Origin of the sequence: Paucibacter sp. DJ2R-2 (assembly GCF_025717675.1) — a bacterium.
GTDB lineage: Bacteria > Pseudomonadota > Gammaproteobacteria > Burkholderiales > Burkholderiaceae_C > Paucibacter_A.
This window is the reverse complement of sequence record NZ_JAJIRT010000001.1, coordinates 738,332-756,054: the sequence shown is the minus strand read 5'-3', so window position 1 is coordinate 756,054 and position 17,723 is coordinate 738,332. Positions and strand designations below refer to the sequence as shown.

14 protein-coding genes are annotated in these 17,723 nt (G+C 67.4%); 8 read left to right on the top strand and 6 right to left on the bottom strand.

Going from position 1 to position 17,723, the window contains the following annotated elements; all coding sequences use genetic code 11:
* Positions 1–55 precede the first annotated feature (55 nt).
* Complete coding sequence (locus LNV28_RS03345) at positions 56–1,912, top strand: ATP-binding protein (RefSeq protein WP_263516510.1); 1,857 nt, start codon at positions 56–58, stop codon at positions 1,910–1,912.
* Between the two features lie 62 nt (positions 1,913–1,974).
* Positions 1,975–2,967 carry an AEC family transporter gene (locus LNV28_RS03340; RefSeq protein WP_263516511.1) on the top strand — a complete coding sequence of 331 codons (993 nt, stop codon included), beginning with the start codon at positions 1,975–1,977 and terminating at the stop codon, positions 2,965–2,967.
* 10 nt (positions 2,968–2,977) lie between these two features.
* Here the strand turns inward: LNV28_RS03340 and LNV28_RS03335 are convergent, their stop codons facing one another.
* Together LNV28_RS03335 and LNV28_RS03330 are read right to left on the bottom strand one after the other, a co-directional pair.
* The gene (locus tag LNV28_RS03335) at positions 2,978–5,542 is read right to left on the bottom strand and encodes a M56 family metallopeptidase (protein ID WP_263516512.1); all 2,565 of its coding nucleotides are present in this window, start codon (positions 5,540–5,542) and stop codon (positions 2,978–2,980) included.
* Positions 5,535–5,951: a BlaI/MecI/CopY family transcriptional regulator gene (locus LNV28_RS03330; RefSeq protein WP_263516513.1), complete on the bottom strand. Its 417-nt coding sequence runs from the start codon at positions 5,949–5,951 to the stop codon at positions 5,535–5,537. Before LNV28_RS03330 ends, LNV28_RS03335 begins: the two co-directional genes overlap by 8 nt.
* A 159-nt stretch (positions 5,952–6,110) precedes the next feature.
* Between LNV28_RS03330 and LNV28_RS03325 the strand changes: the two genes are divergently transcribed.
* Entirely contained in the window at positions 6,111–6,848 is a 738-nt protein-coding gene (locus LNV28_RS03325) for an SDR family NAD(P)-dependent oxidoreductase (RefSeq protein ID WP_263516514.1), read from the top strand.
* 58 nt (positions 6,849–6,906) lie between these two features.
* Here LNV28_RS03325 and LNV28_RS03320 read toward each other — a convergent pair whose 3' ends face one another.
* A complete protein-coding gene (locus tag LNV28_RS03320; protein ID WP_263516515.1) occupies positions 6,907–7,260 on the bottom strand; it encodes a hypothetical protein in 354 nt (117 codons plus the stop codon).
* Between the two features lie 362 nt (positions 7,261–7,622).
* On the opposite strand from LNV28_RS03320, the gene LNV28_RS03315 reads away from it, so the two are divergent.
* On the top strand, positions 7,623–8,876 hold the full coding sequence (locus LNV28_RS03315) for a glutamate-5-semialdehyde dehydrogenase (protein WP_411969918.1): 1,254 nt from the start codon (positions 7,623–7,625) through the stop codon (positions 8,874–8,876).
* Between the two features lie 2 nt (positions 8,877–8,878).
* Positions 8,879–11,707, top strand: a complete 2,829-nt coding sequence (locus LNV28_RS03310; RefSeq protein WP_263516516.1) for a serine/threonine-protein kinase — start codon at positions 8,879–8,881, stop codon at positions 11,705–11,707.
* A 6-nt stretch (positions 11,708–11,713) separates the two neighbouring features.
* Here the strand turns inward: LNV28_RS03310 and LNV28_RS03305 are convergent, their stop codons facing one another.
* On the bottom strand, positions 11,714–13,312 hold the full coding sequence (locus LNV28_RS03305; RefSeq protein WP_263516517.1) for a DUF4139 domain-containing protein: 1,599 nt from the start codon (positions 13,310–13,312) through the stop codon (positions 11,714–11,716).
* Between the two features lie 140 nt (positions 13,313–13,452).
* Here LNV28_RS03305 and queC point away from each other — a divergent pair, with 140 nt between their 5' ends.
* Entirely contained in the window at positions 13,453–14,184 is a 732-nt protein-coding gene (gene queC, locus LNV28_RS03300; RefSeq protein ID WP_263516518.1) for a 7-cyano-7-deazaguanine synthase QueC, read from the top strand.
* Positions 14,185–14,186: 2 nt separating this feature from the next.
* Positions 14,187–14,750 (top strand): LemA family protein, encoded by a 564-nt coding sequence (locus LNV28_RS03295; protein ID WP_263516519.1) that lies wholly within the window; start codon positions 14,187–14,189, stop codon positions 14,748–14,750.
* Positions 14,751–14,951: 201 nt separating this feature from the next.
* Here LNV28_RS03295 and LNV28_RS03290 read toward each other — a convergent pair whose 3' ends face one another.
* Together LNV28_RS03290 and folE are read right to left on the bottom strand one after the other, a co-directional pair.
* Positions 14,952–15,374, bottom strand: coding sequence for a BLUF domain-containing protein (locus LNV28_RS03290; RefSeq protein ID WP_263516520.1), 423 nt, complete (start codon positions 15,372–15,374; stop codon positions 14,952–14,954).
* A 38-nt stretch (positions 15,375–15,412) separates the two neighbouring features.
* Complete coding sequence (gene folE, locus LNV28_RS03285) at positions 15,413–16,141, bottom strand: GTP cyclohydrolase I (protein ID WP_263516521.1); 729 nt, start codon at positions 16,139–16,141, stop codon at positions 15,413–15,415.
* A gap of 135 nt (positions 16,142–16,276) precedes the next feature.
* On the opposite strand from folE, the gene rsmB reads away from it, so the two are divergent.
* Positions 16,277–17,689, top strand: coding sequence for a 16S rRNA (cytosine(967)-C(5))-methyltransferase RsmB (rsmB, locus tag LNV28_RS03280; RefSeq protein WP_263516522.1), 1,413 nt, complete (start codon positions 16,277–16,279; stop codon positions 17,687–17,689).
* Positions 17,690–17,723: the final 34 nt, after the last annotated feature.

Sequence of the window (17,723 nt, the reverse complement as noted above, 5' to 3'; positions counted from 1 at the left end):
CGCTTGCGAGCGTGCAGTTTGGTGCCTTGGTCCGGCCTTGGTCAGGAGTGAATGCATGGCCCCTGTGCGAGTGAGCTTCGGCATCCAGTCTCGGCTGGTCTTGGGCATTGCGCTGGCTGCAGGGCTGCTGGCCCTGGGTCTGGGTTGGTACTGGACCGCGCGCGAGGAGCAGGAACTCAACCAAGCCCTGGCACAACGCCAGGAACGCATGGCCAGCCTGGTCGCCCTGGGTTTTGCCGGGCCGATCTGGAACCTCGACAACATCGCCATCAAGCATCTGCTCGATGCGGTGATGGCCGACCCCGAAGTTCATGCCATCGAGCTGCGCCCGGTCGGCGTCAACTCCGAGCCCATGCGTCGGCAGCGCAGCGAGGCGGCGCTTGACCCCTTGCGGCGGCAGTTCGACGTCAGCTATCAAGCCGCGCCCGATGTGGCGCCCACTGTGGTCGCCCAGGCCACCTTGGTGCTCAGCCGCGAGCGTGTACATGCCCAGGTGGCGCAGATGCGTCGCTTTGTCGCCAGTCTGCTGGCGGCCATGTTGGCGGCGGTCCTGGCGGCCAGCTTTGTGCTGGTTTACCGCCTGGTCAAACGCCCGGTGCAAAGGCTGGGTCAGATGGCTCGCCAGGTGGCCGAGGGTCAGCTTGGCGCCAGCACCGAGGTCGAGCGGAGCGACGAGATCGGCTTGCTGACCGAGCAGTTCAACCTCATGAGTGCGCGCCTGCAGGCCTCGTCCGAGGGTTTGCAGCTGAGCGAAGAACGTTTCCGCAGCTTGTTCGAAAACGCCACCGAAGGCATTTTCCAGGCCGATGCGCGCGGCCGCTTGCTCAGCCTCAACCGCGCCCTGGCTCAGATGCTGGGTTTCAGTACGCCGGCCAAGGCTTTGAGTGTCGGCCGGCGCTTGCGCAGCCTGGTGCAAATCGAGGCGCAGGAGTTCAAGCGCATCGCCATGGCTCTGCAGCGCCACCGTCTGCTGCAGCAGGTGCCCATGCTGGTTGCCACCAATGAGGGCCGCCAGCTGTGGGTAGAGCTGAGCATCCATGTGGTGCCCGGTGGTGGCAGCCAGGGTCTGCGCATCGAAGGCATGGTCAGCGACATCACCCAGCGCCGCATCGCCGAACAGGAACTCACCCATTACCGCGATCATCTAGAAGACGTGGTGACCGAGCGCACCCGTGAGCTCAGCGAGGCCAAGCTGCGCGCCGAAAGCGCCAGCCAGAGCAAGAGCCGCTTTCTGGCCACCATGAGTCATGAGTTCCGCACGCCCCTGAACGCCATCCTCGGCTTTGGCCAGTTGCTGCAGATGGACAACAGCCTGAGCACCGCGCAACTGGCCAAGGTGGGGCAGATCCGCGATGCCGGCGAGCATTTGCTGAGCCTGATCACCGATGTGCTGGACATGGCCAGCATCGAGGCCGGCAAGGTCCGCCTGCAACCGAGTTCGGTGGATCTGCGCGCATTGCTGGACATGGTGGGAGACAGCGTGCGCCTGCGTGCCGAGCAAAAAGGCCTGATCTTCGATGTCGATGTGGCCGCTCAGCTGCCCGCGCGCGTGCTCGTCGATGGCCAGCGCCTGCGCCAGGTGCTGATGAATCTACTCTCCAACGCCGTCAAGTTCACCGACACCGGCAGCTTCGGCCTGCAGGTGCGCCTGCGTTCGGAGCTGGACCACAGCGTCCGCATCGGCTTTGCCGTTCACGACACCGGCATCGGCATCGCCGCGCGCATGCTGGACCGCCTGTTCCAGCCCTTCGAGCAGGTCGCGGAAGACGCGCGTTGCCTCGGTGGCACGGGCCTGGGTCTGTCCATCAGTCAGCAGCTGGTGCGCGAGATGGGGGGCGAGATCCGCGTGCACAGCGAGCTGGGCCGCGGCAGCGTCTTCGAGTTCGAGCTGGTCTTGCCGACCACACACTGACAGAGTTCGCGGATTGAAGGGCCCGGGCGGGGCCGCGGCCAGCGGCGGCATACTCGGCCACCATGAGCTGGATCGTTTTCAACAAGCTGGCGGCGATTTTGATCGCGGTGGCCATTGGCTGGTTTGTCGGCCGCATGCGCTGGCTCGGCGATGCCGACGCTGGCGGCAGCGGCGGTGACCCGGCCCGGGTGCTGTCGAATGTCGCCTTCTACATCTTCGTGCCGGCCCTGCTGTTCCGCACCACGGCGCGGGTGGACTTTGCCAGCCTGCCCTGGCTGACCCTGGCGGCGTTTTTCCTGCCGGTGCTGGGTTTGCTGGTGGCGATCTATGCTTTCCAGCGCTGGCGCGGTGCGGCCGTGAAGGGCCCGGCCGTGCCCAGCGTGCAGGCCATCACCGCCACCTTCGGCAACACCTTGCAGGTCGGCGTGCCGCTGGCGGCCGGTGTCTTCGGCGAGGCCGGCCTGGCCATTCACATCACGGTGGTCAGCCTGCATGCGCTGAGCATCTTGACCGTGCTGACCCTGCTGGTGGAACTGGATCTGGCGCGCGCACGCAGCCAACAATCGCCCACGGGTCTGGGCGCGCTGCTGCTCAACACGGTGCGCAACACGGTTATCCATCCGGTGGTGCTGCCGGTGCTGGCCGGCCTGGGCTGGAATGCCCTCGGTCTGCGCCTGCCTGCGGTGCTGGACGAAGTGCTGCAGATGTTGGGCACGGCCGTGGTGCCGCTGTGCCTGACCCTGATCGGCATGTCCCTGGCCTATCTGGGCTGGCCACGGACTTGGCGCGCGGTGCTCGGCCTGGTGGCCGCCAAGCTGCTCCTGCTGCCGGCTCTGGTGCTGGTGTTCGCGCATTGGGGCCTGGGCCTGACGGGCATGCCGCTGGGGGTCATCGTCATGATGGCGGCCCTGCCGACCGGCTCCAACGCCCTGATCTTTGCCCAGCGTTACCGCTGCCAGGAGGGTGAGACCACCGCGGCCGTGGTGGTCTCGACCCTGGTCTTTGTGCTGACGGCGCCGCTGTGGCTGGCGCTGTTGCAGCGCATCCAAGTTTGAGGCGCCTGCTTCAGGGCAGCGAGGGGGCGGCCGGTGGGCGCGGCGGGCTGGGCGGCTTGAGGTGCGTGCTGGCGGCAGCTGGGGCGGCTTTGGCGGGCGTGGCCAGTGCGGCCGGGGCGGCGGGGGCGGGCACGGCCTTGGCCAGGCGGTCCATCACCGGGTCGAGTGCGGCCTCGACCTTGCCGCGCTCATGCTCGCTCAGGCCTCGGGCTGCCTGGCGATAACTGGCCACCAGCTCGGCATCGGCCGGCAGGTGCGCGGCCAAGGCGCTGAGCAATTCAGCCCGGTCGAAATCGGAGTCGATGCTGCGTGTCGCATCGAGTACGCCCAGCAGCGCGGCCTTCTGGTGCACGCCGGCTTCCAGCAGGGCGCTCAAGGCCATGCGGCGTTCGAAGTCGCTGCCGATGCGGCGGGCCGATTCGCTGTAGGCTTTGAGCGCCGCCTCGGCCGGCGCGTCCAGCGCAGTCTGACGCGGCAGCTTCTGGGCCACGGCCTCCAGGGCGCTGCGGTGCTCGAAGTCGGAACTCAGGCCGAGGCTGGCCTGCAGGGCTGCAGCCAAGGTGGGCAGGCCGCTCGCGGGCGACTGCCGCTCGACGATGTCGACGATGGCGCTGCGCTTTTCAAAGTCCGAGTCCATGCCGTCCACCGCCTGCAGCCAGGCCTGCAGCGTGGCAGGCTCCGCGCTGAGCGTGGCGGACAGGGTCTCTAGCACCTGGCGGCGCTCGAAGTCCGAGCTCAAGTTGTGCAGGCTTTGCAGCAACTGGGCTTGCAGGGCCGGGCTCAAGGTCTGCTTCTCGATCAGGCTTTGCAGCAGCTGGCGACGTTCGAAATCCGAGTCCATGCCTTCATTGACACGGATCAGGGCTTGCAAGGTGCTCTCGCTCTGCGGGCCTTGCTTGAGCAGGGCCTGGACGCGGCTGCGGCGGCGATGATCTTCGATGTTCGGCGCCTGGATGTCGGCCAGCACGCGTGCCACCCCGCCTTGCGCCAGCAGGTTCTGGACGCGCTTGTCGCTGCCTTCCAGGCTCTCGCCGGCCAGGGCCATGCGTTCGCGTAGCCAGGCCTGGCCTTCGGCGTCCGGCGCCTGCTCCTTGCCGTCCAGGCTGTAGCTCAGGCGCGGTGCCCCGCCGTTCTCGCCGGGTTCGTAGATCGCGCGCCGGTGCCAGCCGCTGCGCTGCTCGTCGATCACCAGTCGGCCCTTGCTGAGGCTTTCGAGCTCGGTCTGGTCGGCGTTGAAGCGCATCTGGCCGCTGAGGCGGATGTCCAGACTCTGCGAGGCGCTGCTGTTGCGGATGCGGATGCTGGACGCCGAGCCCACGCCCAGATGCAGTTCGAATTGCTCGCCCAGGTGCTGCAGGCGGCTCAAGTCCAGGGGCTGGCTGTGGCCCACACCCAGCAAGGGCAGGGCCAGGACGCACAGCGTCAGGCCGCCGACCAGCAGGCGCTTGCGCCAGAGTTCGGGTGGGGGCAGGGCGGTGGAGGGCTCAGGGTTGGGGCTCATGATTGGGTCTCCTTGCGGGGTGGGGGCAGGTTTCATCAATGCTTCGATGCGGGCCAGCAGGGGCGAGCGGCCGGTGGCCGCCATCCGGCTCAGCAGCTGCAGGCGCCGCGCCGGGCGCGCTGCCTGCTGCAGCTCTTGGGCACAGCGATACAGGCTTTCCGCCAGGGCGCGGCGCGCCTGCTCCCGGGCGGCATCGCTGGGTCGGGCGGTGGCCCAGGCGTCGCAGGCTTGTTCGGCCAGGGCATCGAGCCGGCTCAGGGCCAGGCGGTTCAGGGGCTGCAGCCAGGCCAGCTGGTTCAGCAACTGGGCGGCCAGGCGCCAGGCAGGGTCGCGCCGACGCAAATGCGCCAGTTCATGGGCCAGCACGGCCTCGCGTTGGGCATGAGGCAGCTGCAGGGCCCAGGCGGGCAGGCAGATGGCGCCGCCCGGTGCGATCAGTGGGCTGGACCACTCAGCGCGGCTGAGCCGCAGAGGCGGGGTCGGCAGGCCAGCGGACCGGGCCAGCGTCTGCAGGCAGCCGTGCAGATCGGCATCGTCCAGGCGCGGCAGACGGCGAGCCTGCACACGCAGCCGCCACCAGGCCAGGCCGGTGGCCAGCAGGCCCAGCCCGGCCAACAGCGCCCAGGCCGCCGCCAGGGCAGCCACGGCGGCGCTGGCTTCGGGGGCCAGTTGCAGTCGCTGGCGTGGTGCTTGCGGCGGCTTCTGCACGTGAATCACCGGGTTTGCGGTGGGCGCGAGTTCACGTACCGGTGTGGCAGACGGCACCTCGCGCGGAGCAAGGAGGGCTCGGTCTTCGATCTGTGTGCTCGCAAGCGCAGACGGCGCGGCCTCCGGCGGAGTCGGCGCCGGACTCCAACTCAGCAGCGTGGCCAGGCCGGCCGTCAGCACCGGGCCGAAAAAAGCCAGGCGCCACAGCGTTTCGCGATGCGCGGCCAGGCGCGGCCGCAGGTGGGCGCTGCGCTCGATCAGCCAGGCACCGGACAGCAGCAGGCTGCTGTGCAGCAGGTAGTTGAGCAGGCCGCTGCTGAGGATACTCAGCAGCAGGGGGCCGTTGAAGCTGAGGAGCTCAGTCATGGCCGCCATCCTTGCTGTTCTTGGCCGGGCTGCCCTTGGCCAGTAGGCGGCGCATTTGTGCCATGTCCTCGTCGGCGATGTCGCCGGCTTTCAGCAGATGGCTGAGCAGGGCGCTGGCCTTGCCAGCGAACAGGCTGGACAGCAGGCCGCTGACCATGGACTTCTGCACCTCGGGTTCGGACACGCAGGGGCGGTAGACCAAAGCGCGGGCATCGCGATCGCAGGCCAGCAGGCCGCGTTTTTCCAGGCGCTGCAGCAAGGTGGCCACGGTGGTGTGGGCCAGGGGCCGGCCTTCGGCGCGCAAGGCTTCGGCCACCTCGGCCGTGCTGGCCTGGCCGCGCTGCCAGAGCACGCGCATCAGGCTCAGCTGCAGCTCGCTCAGGCTCAGTTCGTTTTTGTCTTCGGACATGGACTTGGTCTCTACTACAGGTGTCGTACTACAAATGTAGTTGAGTGCTGCGAACCGCGCAAGCGGCTTGGTGCGCTGCGCGTACCGGCGGGCTTGCGACCTGGCACAGAATGGCGCCAGCAGGCCGCATGCCGCGGCATTTGAAGCTGGGGAGTGCGCATGGATCTGGGACTGAAAGGCTTGAGGGCCGTGGTGACCGGTGGATCGGCAGGTATTGGCGCCGCCATCGTGCGTGCCCTCGCGGCCGAGGGCTGCGAGGTGGCCTTCTGTGCCCGCCAGCCGGAGCGTTTGCAGGCCTGTCTGGCCGAGCTGCAATCGGCCGGTCTGCCCGGCACGCTGCAGGCCCGAGCACTCGATGTCTGCCAGCCCGGGGCCTTTGAGGCCTGGCTGGAAGAATTGGGCACGCTGGACATCCTGGTGCTCAATGTCAGCGCCCTGTCGAGCGACTGGTCGCAAGCGCTGGACGTGGATCTGCGTGCGACCGTGCGCTGTGCCGAAGCCGCCCTGCCGCTGCTGCGTCGTTCCAAGCATGGCGCCCTCACCTATATCGGGTCCAAGGCCGGGTCGCTGGCGGCACCGAACTCCGCGGCGTATGGCGCCGCCAAGGCGGCCCTGGCGCACTACATGAAATCGCTATCGGCACGCGTTCTGCCGGAGGTGCGTGTCAACACGGTCTCGCCGGGAGACACCTGGGTGGCAGGTGGCCTCTGGGGTCGTGTCCAGGAGCAGGAGCCCGAGCTCTATGCGCGGGTGCTGCAACGCAACCCGCTGCAGCGGCTGGCCCGCCCGGACGAAATCGCCCGGGTGGCCTGCTTTGTCTCCAGCCCGGCGGCCAGCTTTGTGGCCGGCGCCAACTGGTATGTCGATGGCGGTTCGACCGCCCATGTCCAGTTCTAGTGTTTTGATCAAGGCGCCAGGCTAATTCATTAGCTCAGCGTCTTGGATTTGCCGTGGCTCAGTTCGGCAGCAAATTGAGATTGAAGGCCAGCGCTTGTTCGCCATTGCTCTGGCATTTGAGTTCGCGCATGGCTTGGTACACCTGGCGGCGCATCTCGGTCGGGACATTCTGCTGGCGCACCTGGCTGATCTTGTCGCCCTTGACGGTGAATTCGACGCGGGCCAGGGTGCCGTTGTTGAGCTTCTGAACGCCGCGGTCCAGGGCTTGCTGCATCTTGCTGTCGATCTGAGGGCAGACCTGGCGGACCGGGCCATTCTCTTCGTTGCTCGGCACGGCGGCCTGCGCGCCGAAGGCGGCGAGTGCCAGCAGGCTGGCGGCGGTGAGGGTGCGTGCGGTGTTGAAGTGCTTCATGGTGTGGGCCTTTTGCTGCGCTGTGTGCCGACTCCGGCACGGGGTGGAAAGTCGATGGGGTCACTGTAGAAATTCCGCCGCTGAAGCGACAGCGCGCCGCGATGAACTTCCAGATCGGAGCGACCATCTGCAGGTCAGCGGGATGAACGGTGGCGTCAAACGAGCGGCGATCTCAAGCCCTAGGCAATCGGGTGCAACCCTTGTGCGTCTGGCGATTTCTCAACCCGTGAGCAATGGCATGGGGGGCTGTCGAAGGCCGCCTTCGTGGGGCTTGCGAACACATCGCGGAGAATGAGCGGATGAGCTCGACACCCACCGTTTCCCCTCTGGCCGCCTTGGCCGCCAAGGATCTGCCCGCCTATATGAACACCGTGGGCCAGGCTGCCCGTCAGGCTTCGCGCCTGATGGCTGCGGCCTCCACTGCCGCCAAAAACCAGGCCTTGCTGAGCCTGGCCCGGCGCCTGCGCCATGCTGGGCCGGCCTTGGCCGCCGCCAACGCCCGTGATTTGAAGGCAGCCGCCGCGGCCGGCCTCGATGGCCCCATGCTGGACCGCCTGAAGCTGAGCCCCGATGTGGTCGAAACCGTGGCCCAGGGCTGCGAGCAGATTGCCGCCATGCCCGACCCGGTCGGCGAGATCAGCGGCCTCAAACGCCGCCCCAGCGGCATCAGCGTCGGCCAGATGCGCGTGCCCCTGGGTGTGTTCGGCATGATTTACGAGAGCCGGCCCAACGTCACTATCGAGGCCGCCTCCCTGGCCATCAAGAGCGGCAATGCCTGCATCCTGCGCGGCGGTTCCGAGGCGATTCATTCCAATCTGGCCCTGGTCGAGCTGGTGGCGGCAGCGCTGCGCGAAGCCGGCCTGCCGGCCGAGGGTGTGCAGCTGATCGCCAGCACCGACCGCGCTGCGGTGGGCCTGTTGATCACGGCGCCAGAGCATGTCGACGTGATCATCCCGCGCGGAGGCAAGGGCTTGATCGAACGCATCAGCGCCGAGTCCAAGGTGCCCGTCATCAAACACCTCGATGGCAACTGCCATTGCTATGTCGATGCCGAGGTGGACTTCGACCTGGCCCTGACCGTGGTCATGAACGCCAAGACCCAGAAGTACAGCCCCTGCAATGCCACCGAATCCCTGCTGGTCCATGCCGAGAGCGCCGCGGACTTCCTGCCCCATATCGGCGCCTTGCTGGCCGAGAAGGGCGTGGAGATGCGTGGCTGCTCGCGCAGCCTGGCCTTGCTGGGCCCCATCCCTGGCGCCGTGATCAAGCCGGCGACCGAGGCCGATTGGAGCGAGGAGTATCTGGCGCCCATCCTCAGCATCAAGGTGGTGGACAGCCTCGATGAGGCCATCGAACACATCAACCGATACGGCTCGCATCACACCGACGCCATCCTGACCAGCAATCACGCCCATGCCATGCGCTTTCTGCGCGAAGTCGATTCGGCCAGCGTCATGGTCAATGCCAGCACACGCTTTGCCGACGGCTTCGAGTACGGTCTGGGCGCCGAGATCGGCATCTCCACCGACAAGCTCCATGCCCGCGGCCCGGTCGGCCTGGAAGGCCTGAGCTCGCTCAAATGGGTGGTGCTGGGGCAGGGCGAAGTCCGCCGCTGAACATGGGCGAAAGCGCCCGCCAGACCGAGCTGAACGAGCTGCTGCGCCAGGCTCAAGGCCTGCCTGAAGCCGCGCGTGGCCCCTGGCTGGCCGCCTTGTCGGCGCGCGATGAGGGCCTGGCCGCAGAGCTGGCGCAGTGCTTGATGCAGCAGGCGGAGACCCAGTTCCCCGCCGCCTCCATGGCTCTGCCCGTCAGCGCGGTGCCAGCGCTGGATGAAATCATGGAAGCGCCCTCGCTCAGCGGCCAGCGCATGGGGGCCTGGCAGCTGCTGCGCAAGATCGGCGAGGGCGGCATGGGCCAGGTCTGGTTGGCCTGCCGTGCCGATGGCTTGTATGAGCAGGAGGTCGTGGTCAAGCTGCTGCGCAGCGATCTGCAGCAGGCGCCGTTGTCGCAGCGCTTTGCGCGCGAGCGGGCGGTGCTGGCCCGGCTCAAGCACCCCGGCATTGCGCGTCTGCTCGATGCCGGCATCGCGGACGGTGTGCCCTATCTGGTGCTGGAGTATGTGGCTGGCCACAATCTGGGCGAGCATGTGCGGGCCGAGTGCCCCACGCTGGCTTCGCGGGTGGCGCTACTGATTCGGGTGGCGCAGGCGGTCGAGCATGCCCATGCCCAGCTGGTGGTGCATCGCGACCTCAAGCCCTCGAATGTGATGGTCAGCAAGGAGGGTGAAGTCAAGGTGCTGGATTTCGGCATCGCTGGCTTGCTCGATGAAGAAGACCCGGGCCATCTGACCCGCGTCAGCGGCCGTGGCCTGACCTTGTCCTATGCCTCGCCCGAGCAGCTCAGTGGTGCGCCGGTCGGCGTGGCGGCCGATGTGTTTTCGCTCGGCGTGCTGCTGTTCGAGATGATCTCAGGGCGCTTGCCCTTCTACAGCGCCGGCAGCAGCCGCACGGCGATTGAATATGCGCTGCTGCACCAGGACGCGCCGCGCCTGGGGGCCTTGCTGGCCCAGGCCCCGGATGCGGATGCACCGGTCGGCGCCCGGCCGCTCGATGCCGAGCGTGCCCGGGGCGACTTGGAGGCCATCGTCGCCAAGGCCTTGCGCAAGCTGCCCGAGGATCGCTACCCGGCTGTCGGTGCCTTGATCGAGGACCTGTCGCGCTGGCTGCGCCACCGGCCGGTCAGCGCACGCCGCGAGGATTGGCGCCACCGGATTCGGCTTTGGCTGCGCCGCAACGCCCTGGCGGCGTCCTTGTCTGGCGGCCTGGCTCTTGCGGTGCTGTTGGGTCTGGGCGTGAGCCTGGACCAATGGCGCCGGGCGCAAGCGGCGGCCCGGGAATCCGACCAGGTGACGCTTTACCTGACCGAGTTGCTGGCCAGTGCCAGCCCCGATGTTCACGGCGGCCAGGCACCCACGGTGATGGCCTTGCTGGAAAAGAGTCGCAGCGAGCTGGCCGGCAAGTTCCAGGACGAGCCCACGACCAAGGCGCGTCTGCTCTCGGTGCTGGCCCAGACTTACGCCTCGCTGGATCGCTACGATCTGGCCGCGCCCCTGGCCCGCGAATGGGTGGCTCTGACCGCCCAGCTCTACGGTGAGGATGATGAGCGCACGGTGGACGCGCACATCAAGCTGGCGCAGATTTACGTGCCCACCGGGCCGCACGACCTCGTGGTCGCCGAGCTGGAGCCGCTGCGCGAGCGCGTGGCGCGCCTGCATGGCCCCAAGTCCGACCGCATGCGCGAGATCCACTATGCGCTGGCCAATGGCTATATGAAAACCGGTCGCCTGGCCGAGGCGAAAGCGGCCTTGGATCAAGCAGGCGAGCTGGTGCGCCTGCTCTACCCCGAGGGTCATTTCTACCGAACCTTCCATCACATGGTCGAGGCGGTGCGCCTGGCCGGCGAGGGGCGCATCGGCGAGGCCAGGGAGCAGCTGCGCCTGACCGAGCCGGCGCTGCAGAACCCGCCCAAGGAAAACTTACGTCATGCCTTGGCCATCCGTCGCAACATCCTGACCATGGATATCCGCGCAGGGAAGTACGAGGGTGCCCAGGCGCGTGCCCAAGCGCTGGGCGAGGAGATGGACCGTCTGCATGGCCGCGGCAACTCCATGCGTGCTTTCATGTACCCGGAGATTGCCCGTTATCACAGCGACCGCGCCGAGTATGCCCAGGCCCTGGCGGCCCGCCAGGCTTTCAACACCCTGGGCAATGGCGCGCCCTTCAATGCCCGGACGGCCGCCAAGGCCTCGCTCTTGCTGGCTCGCGCACAGGCGGGCGCGGCGCCGGCGGCGAGCTTGCGCAGCGAGGCTTTTGAGTTGCTGGAAGAGATTGAGTCGACCCGGGCGCAGATGGGCGTGAGCCGGGCCGAAGCCTGGCTGGCCCTGGCGCGCAGCAGCCTGGTGCTGGGTGACTTGGTTCTGGCGGCCGACGCCATCAGCCGCCTGCGCGGCGATGCCGACCTGCATCTGGAGCGCGATCTGTGGTTGGAGAGTCGCGTCGCGCAGGTCGAGGGCGCGCTGCTGCGCGCCCGTGGCGATCTGGCAGGAAGCCGCCGCCTGCTGGAGCGCCGTGTGGCCTTGCTGGAAACCAGCCCGGATCGCCAGGTGCCGCCGCTCTGGCAGGCCCGGCTGGATCTGGCCCTGACCCTGGTGATGATGGGTGCGCCCGACGCCGCTGCGGCGCTGGCCGCCGCCCAGCAGGCCCGGCCACCCGAGATGCCGGCGGGACATCCATTCGATGCGCTGCAGGCGCTCATGCAGGCGCAGCTTGAAGCTCCAGCCGGAGAAACCGCCGCCATTCGGCAGGCCCGTGCGGCGCTGCATATGGCCCTGCGGCGTGGCGCCGCCCATGCGCCCGAGATCCGGCCGGATCTGGGGGGCTGGTTCTGAGTCGCGTCAACGCAAGCCGCTGACGCGCGCATCCTTGGGTGCGCTGATCAGGTATTCGGCCGTGAAGCGCTGGCTCTGGCCGGCTGCGAGCGGCAGTTGCCAGGCGATCACGCCGGGCAGTTGTTTCCAACGCAGCTGGCTGGGCTGTGGGCTGAACTGGGTCTGCACCTTGATGTCCTCATGCTGGGCCACCGGCGAGGGCTCGATCAGCTGCAGCAGGACGGGCTGGCGATGCAGGTTCTCGATCACATAAGCGCGGCGGATGTTTTGCTCGTTGCGACTGCCGATGAAACCGCGTTCGGCGCCGTCCTTCAGCGGCGGCTCCACTGCCACGCGCAGTAACTCGTCGCGGCCGAAGAAGAGCTCGAGTTTCTCCTCGCTGCCCAGTTGCAGCTGGCTGTTGCCGATGAAGGCCCCGTCGCGGAAGAGTTGCAGCGCGCCGACCGGCCAGCTGCCGCTGGGGCGGCTCAGCTCGGCCAGCAGATAGGCCTGGCGGTCCTGCTGTGGCTGCACGCGGGCGAAGACCTGGGCGGCCATCTTTTCGCTGCCGAGCGCGAAGCTGACGCGCTGACCGTCGCTGTTGACGCTGACGCGGCCGGGCACTTCGAACTCGGCGCTGTACTCGCCTTGCTGAGCGCTGATGTCGAAGTTGGGCAGGGCGATCGCCTCAAAGGCACCGGCGTCCGACTTAAAGGCTGGCGCGGGCGCCGCTGCGGCCATTGCCGGCGCGGCCATGCGCGACCCCGTGACCTGAACTTCGCGTGCGGAGATGGGTGGCAGGATGTCCAGGGTCCAGGGGTAGGGCGAAGGCAGACCGCTCTGACCGCGAGGCGTGCTGGTGCTCAGACGCAGTGCCACGCCGTTCCAGTCCTCGCCACTGGTCTGGGCCACTTGCGCCAGGCGCTCTAAGCGCAGCTGCTGGGTCTGCGTGTCGAGGTGGGCGCGGTAGATGGGGCTCCAGCCTGCTTGATTCAGGCGGTAGCTCAGGCGCAGCTCGCCAGTGCGAGTCGCGGCCAGGTTGATGCGCACGCTGCGCAGCTGCGGGTTGGCTTGGATCAGGCGGTCACGTTCGGCTTGCAGCGGTGTGAGCTTCTCGTCGATGTCTTGCAGGCGGCGGGAAAGCTGGTGCTTGCGTTGCAGCGCGTCCTGGCCGCTGCGGCGAAGCGCGTCCACGGTCGAGGCGATGGGCGCAGTCGGCTTGCCGGCACTCTCGTTGCCGCCATAGTTCTTGAGGAAGCCGAGGGCCAGGTCTTGCGCTTCGTTCTCGGCCTGCAGTGCGGCGCGCTGATCCTCCAGCTCGCGGATGCGTTGGTCCAGCGGGCTGCTATTGCACTCCGGGGCACGGACACGATCCAAGGTCTGAATGCTGATCTCGCCAATCTGGATGCCAGCATCGGCCTGCACCTGCAGCGAGTCGGCCTCGAAGCGAGCCGGCAGGCAGCGGACCACGAGTTCGCGCGCACCGGTGGCCACAGTGGCCGTGCGCTGTACCGTGGCGCCGCCGGGGTAGACCAGCACCTGGCTGATCGGGGCGTTCGGCAGCTGCGCCACGGCCAAGCCCGGCAGCAGAAGACAGAGGCAGAAGTTCGGGAGCTTGTGTTTCATGATCGGCAATCCTCGAGTGCGTGCAAATGCGAGCTTAGCGCCTTGGCGCAGTCCGCGGCGTCGAACCCAGGTCGGGCGACCCTGGCACACTGGCGGGCATCGTCTGCCGCGACTGCGCGGCCCTGTCAGAGTTGGAACGCATGAACACCTCTCCCCAAGCCAATACCCAACGCAAAGCCCTGGTCCTGTTCTCGGGCGGCCAGGATTCCACCGCCTGCCTGGCTTGGGCCTTGGAACGCTATGCCGAGGTCGAAACCCTGGGCTTCGACTATGGCCAGCGCCACCGCGTCGAGCTGGAATGCCGCCAGACCGTGCGCCGTGAACTGGCCGCCGCCTTCCCATACTGGGCGGCCAAGCTGGGTGAGGACCATGTGCTGGACTTGAGCCTGCTGGGCCAGATCTCCAGCACGGCGCTGACCGAGCACCGCGCCATCGAGATGCAGGCCAATGGCCTGCCCAACACCTTTGTGCCGGGCCGCAATCTGCTGTTTCTGACTTTCGCCGCTACGCTGGCTTACCGACGCGGCGCCTCGGTGTTGGTGGGCGGCATGTGCGAGACCGATTACTCGGGCTACCCCGACTGCCGAGACAACACGCTGAAGGCTTTGCAGGTGGCGCTGAGCCTGGGTCTGGATGCGCCGATGACGCTGGAAACCCCGCTGATGTTCATCACCAAGGCCCAGACCTGGGCCTTGACCGAGCAGCTCGGCGGCAGGGCCCTGAATGACTTGGTTATCGAGCACACCCACACCTGCTATCTGGGTGAGCGCAGCCAGCGCCACGCCTGGGGCTATGGCTGCGGCAGCTGCCCGGCCTGCGAGCTGCGTGCGCGCGGCTTCGAGGAGTTCCAGGCTGGCCGCGTGGAGGCCTGAACATGGGCCCGAGCGAAGGCGGTTGGGACTGGGGCTGGGCCGGTTGGGGTCTGGCGGCTGTGCTGTTGTTCTGGGCCATCGGCGCCTACAACCGCGTCATGAGTTTGCGCAACGCGATTGCCGCGGCTTTCGCCCAACTGGATACCCATCTGAGCGCGCGCGCCGCGGTGTGCGCCAACCTGCTGGCCGTGCTGCGACCCTTGCTGCCCAGCGAGCAGGCGACCTTTGATGCCCTGGATGCCGCGCAGCAGGAGGTGCAGGTGGCGCTGCAGGCCGTGCGTGCTCGGCCTTATGCCGGTGATCCTGTGGCCAGCTTGGGCGTGGCCAGCGCGGTGCATGCGGCGGCGCTGACGCGGCTGATGTCCATGCTCGAACACCATGCCGATTTACGTGAGCACCCGGAGCTGTTTGCCCAGGTGGATGAGCTCAAGATGATCGAGCGGCAACGCTCCTTCACCCGCCAGGTTTTCAACCAAGCTGTGGGCGCCTACAACGAAGCCATCATCCAGTTCCCGACCCGAGTGCTGGCCAGCTTCTACGGTTTTCGGGAGGCGCGCTCACTCTGAGGGCGAATGGGAAGGTGCTGACCGAAAACGGCACTGAACTGCCGTTTGCAAGGAGATTTCAGCACGCAGAGCTCACAGAGGACCGCAGAGGACGCTGAGACTAGAAATCCTGCTTTCTTCTCCGCGACCTCTGCGGTCCTCCGCGCACTCTGCGCTCGTATTCAAATCTCAGCGAACGAGGGCTCCGTGCCAAATGCAGCCTCAGCTGCAGACGATGGCGCCCGAGCTGACCAGTTCGTGGAACAGGGCCATGAGCGAGTTGCCGCTCATGCTGTAGGGGTCGAGCTTGGCGGTTTCGGAGTACTTGAGTACCAGGCCCGGGTTGAGGCGCTGCAAATTGACCTGGCCCATGGACCAGCCAGCGAACACGCGTTCGCCCACTTCTTCATAGCTGAGCAGGATCACATCGTGGTGGCGGGTGTCGCCGACGATGCGCTTGTAGCGTGCGTTGATCGCGTCACGGCCACCCTCCAGCACTTGCATGAAGATGCCATCGCTGTAGCAGAGCAGGCCAGTGATGCCCTCGGCCGGGTTGTGCTCGCGCGACTGCTTCAGGATGGTGCTGAGCTCAGCCTCGCCCATGGGAATGTGGGCGCGGCTGGCGTAGAGAAGGCGAACTAGCATGGGGTGGGCTCCGTTGGGGCTGAGGTCTGTTCTTGGACTTACTTCTTGCTCAGCAGCGAGAGAAACTCGCGGCGCAGATTCGGGTCCTTGAGGAAAGCGCCGCGCATGACGCTGTTGGTCATCTTGGTTTCCGTGTCCTTGACGCCGCGCCAATGCATGCAGAAGTGGTCGGCCTCCATGACGATGGCCAGGCCGTCGGGTTGCACGCGTTCCTGCAATTCGTTGGCCAGCATGGTGACGGCCTCTTCCTGGATTTGCGGGCGGCTCATGATCCAGTCGCAGATGCGGGTGTACTTGGACAGGCCGATCAGGTTGGAGTGCTCGTTGGGCAGCAGGCCGATCCAGACCCGGCCCATGATGGGGCAGAGGTGGTGCGAGCAGGCGCTGCGCACGGTGATGGGGCCCACAATCATCAGCTCGTTGAGCCGGGTGAAGTTGGGGAACTCGGTGACCGGCGGCATGGGCACATAGCGGCCCTTGAAGACCTCGCGCACAAACATCTTGGCCACGCGTTTGGCGGTGTCCTGGGTGTTGTGGTCGCTGTCGGTGTCGATCACCAGGGCGCGCAGCACCTCTTGCAGCTTGGCCTGCACTTCGGCCTGGATCTCGTCGAGCTCACCGTCCTTGATGAAGTCGGCGATATTGTCATTGGCGTGGTGGCGGCAGCCTGCGCCGACCAGTCGGTAGCGCACGCGCTCCGAAGCGGGCAGCTCGGCCAGCTCGCGCTCGTCGCGGGGAGAGGGGTTTGCAGGCAGGACGCCGGTCATGGGGGGATCTCGCTGTTCGGTGCAATCGGGCGATTGTGTACGGATTGCAAAGACTGTGCAGGGCCAGGTCTTGCCTGCTCGGCGTACGGAGGGCTCACCTACACTGAAAGGGTGAGCCTTCCCTCTGCCCCCCCCATGCCCAAGCCCGCGCCGTCGAACCCCGCCGGTCCTGCCCTGGCGCCGCCGCTTCAGCAACTGTTGATGCAAGTGGCCGATGCCGTGCAGGCCGTGCGCGGCGGCCGCTCCTTGACCGATGTTCTGGCGAAATGCCCCGCCGAGCTGCGCCCGGCCACCCAGTCCCTGAGCTTCCATGTGCTGCGTCGCCTGGGCAGTGCCGAGGCGGTGCGCGCCATCCTCGCGCCCAAGAGCCCGCCGCCCAAGGTCGAGGGTCTGCTTTTGAGTGCGCTGGCCCTGCTCTGGGCCGGCGGCCCGGACCAGCCGCCTGCGCCCTATGCCGACCACACGGTGGTGGACCAGGCCGTCAGCGCTGTGCGCAAGCGCCTGCCCGCCAGCGCGGGCTTCGTCAACGCCGTGTTGCGCCGCTTCTTGCGGGAACGGCCGGCCTTGCAGGCTCAGGCTGGCCAGGGATCCAATGGGCCGGTGGCGGTCTACAACCACCCGCTCTGGTGGAGCGAGCGCTTGCGTGCGGACTGGCCCGAGGTCTGGCCCGCGCTGCTGCTCGCCAACAACCAGCATCCGCCCATGACCTTGCGCGTCAATGCCCGGCAGGGTTCAGCGGCCGACTATCTGCAGCGCTTGCAGGAGGCCGGCATTGCCGCTCACGCCCTGGGGCCGTTGGTACCGCAGGCGCTGCTGCTGGAGCGCGCCGTGCCGGTCACGGCCTTGCCCGGTTTCGCCCAGGGCGCGGTCTCGGTTCAGGACGCCGCCGCCCAGATCGCCGCGCCTTTGCTGGTCCAGGCCCAAGGCGTGCTGCCGGCCTTGCAGGCCGGCGCGCGCGTGCTCGATGCCTGCTCCGCGCCGGGCGGCAAGACCGCCCATCTCTTGGAACTGGGTGACTTCGATCTGCTGGCCCTGGACAGCGACCCCAAGCGCCTGCTGCGCGTGCAGGACAACCTGGCCCGTTTGGGCCAGCGTGCCGAGTTGAAGGCGGCCGACGCCCGCACGACCGCGTCCTGGTGGGATGGCCGTATGTTCGATGCCATCCTGCTTGATGCGCCCTGCAGCGCCTCCGGCATCGTGCGCCGCCACCCCGATGTGCGCTGGTTGCGCCGGCCCGGCGACATCGCCCAACTGGCCGCCATCCAGGCGGAGCTGCTGGCCGCCCTGTGGCCGACGCTGAGGCCGGGCGGTCGTCTGGTTTACGCCACCTGCTCCATGTTCAAAGCCGAGGGTGAAGCGCAGATCGATGCATTTTTGCAACGTCAAGCCGACGCGAGTCGCTTGGAGGTGAGCGGCTTCACGGGGCATCTGCTGCCGCTCGCACACAATGAGGCGCCGGAGGACATGGCCGTGTCGACCCAGCCGCGAGCTTCGGCCGAGGCGGTGTTCGATGGCTTTTTCTATGCCTTGTTGCACAAGCGGGCCTGAGCTTGCGAGGGCTGCGGCAGCCTGGCAAAAATCG

What these genes read in the sequence shown, in the direction of transcription:
- LNV28_RS03325 (WP_263516514.1), top strand. Translation starts at nt 6,111, where the DNA reads ATGGATCTGGGACTGAAAGGCTTGAGGGCCGTGGTGACCGGTGGATCG.
- queC (WP_263516518.1), top strand. Translation starts at nt 13,453, where the DNA reads ATGAACACCTCTCCCCAAGCCAATACCCAACGCAAAGCCCTGGTCCTG.
- LNV28_RS03305 (WP_263516517.1), bottom strand. Translation starts at nt 13,312, where the DNA reads ATGAAACACAAGCTCCCGAACTTCTGCCTCTGTCTTCTGCTGCCGGGC.
- LNV28_RS03345 (WP_263516510.1), top strand. Translation starts at nt 56, where the DNA reads ATGGCCCCTGTGCGAGTGAGCTTCGGCATCCAGTCTCGGCTGGTCTTG.
- folE (WP_263516521.1), bottom strand. Translation starts at nt 16,141, where the DNA reads ATGACCGGCGTCCTGCCTGCAAACCCCTCTCCCCGCGACGAGCGCGAG.
- LNV28_RS03340 (WP_263516511.1), top strand. Translation starts at nt 1,975, where the DNA reads ATGAGCTGGATCGTTTTCAACAAGCTGGCGGCGATTTTGATCGCGGTG.
- LNV28_RS03310 (WP_263516516.1), top strand. Translation starts at nt 8,879, where the DNA reads ATGGGCGAAAGCGCCCGCCAGACCGAGCTGAACGAGCTGCTGCGCCAG.
- LNV28_RS03290 (WP_263516520.1), bottom strand. Translation starts at nt 15,374, where the DNA reads ATGCTAGTTCGCCTTCTCTACGCCAGCCGCGCCCACATTCCCATGGGC.
- rsmB (WP_263516522.1), top strand. Translation starts at nt 16,277, where the DNA reads ATGCCCAAGCCCGCGCCGTCGAACCCCGCCGGTCCTGCCCTGGCGCCG.
- LNV28_RS03315 (WP_411969918.1), top strand. Translation starts at nt 7,623, where the DNA reads ATGAACACCGTGGGCCAGGCTGCCCGTCAGGCTTCGCGCCTGATGGCT.
- LNV28_RS03335 (WP_263516512.1), bottom strand. Translation starts at nt 5,542, where the DNA reads ATGACTGAGCTCCTCAGCTTCAACGGCCCCCTGCTGCTGAGTATCCTC.
- LNV28_RS03320 (WP_263516515.1), bottom strand. Translation starts at nt 7,260, where the DNA reads ATGAAGCACTTCAACACCGCACGCACCCTCACCGCCGCCAGCCTGCTG.
- LNV28_RS03295 (WP_263516519.1), top strand. Translation starts at nt 14,187, where the DNA reads ATGGGCCCGAGCGAAGGCGGTTGGGACTGGGGCTGGGCCGGTTGGGGT.
- LNV28_RS03330 (WP_263516513.1), bottom strand. Translation starts at nt 5,951, where the DNA reads ATGTCCGAAGACAAAAACGAACTGAGCCTGAGCGAGCTGCAGCTGAGC.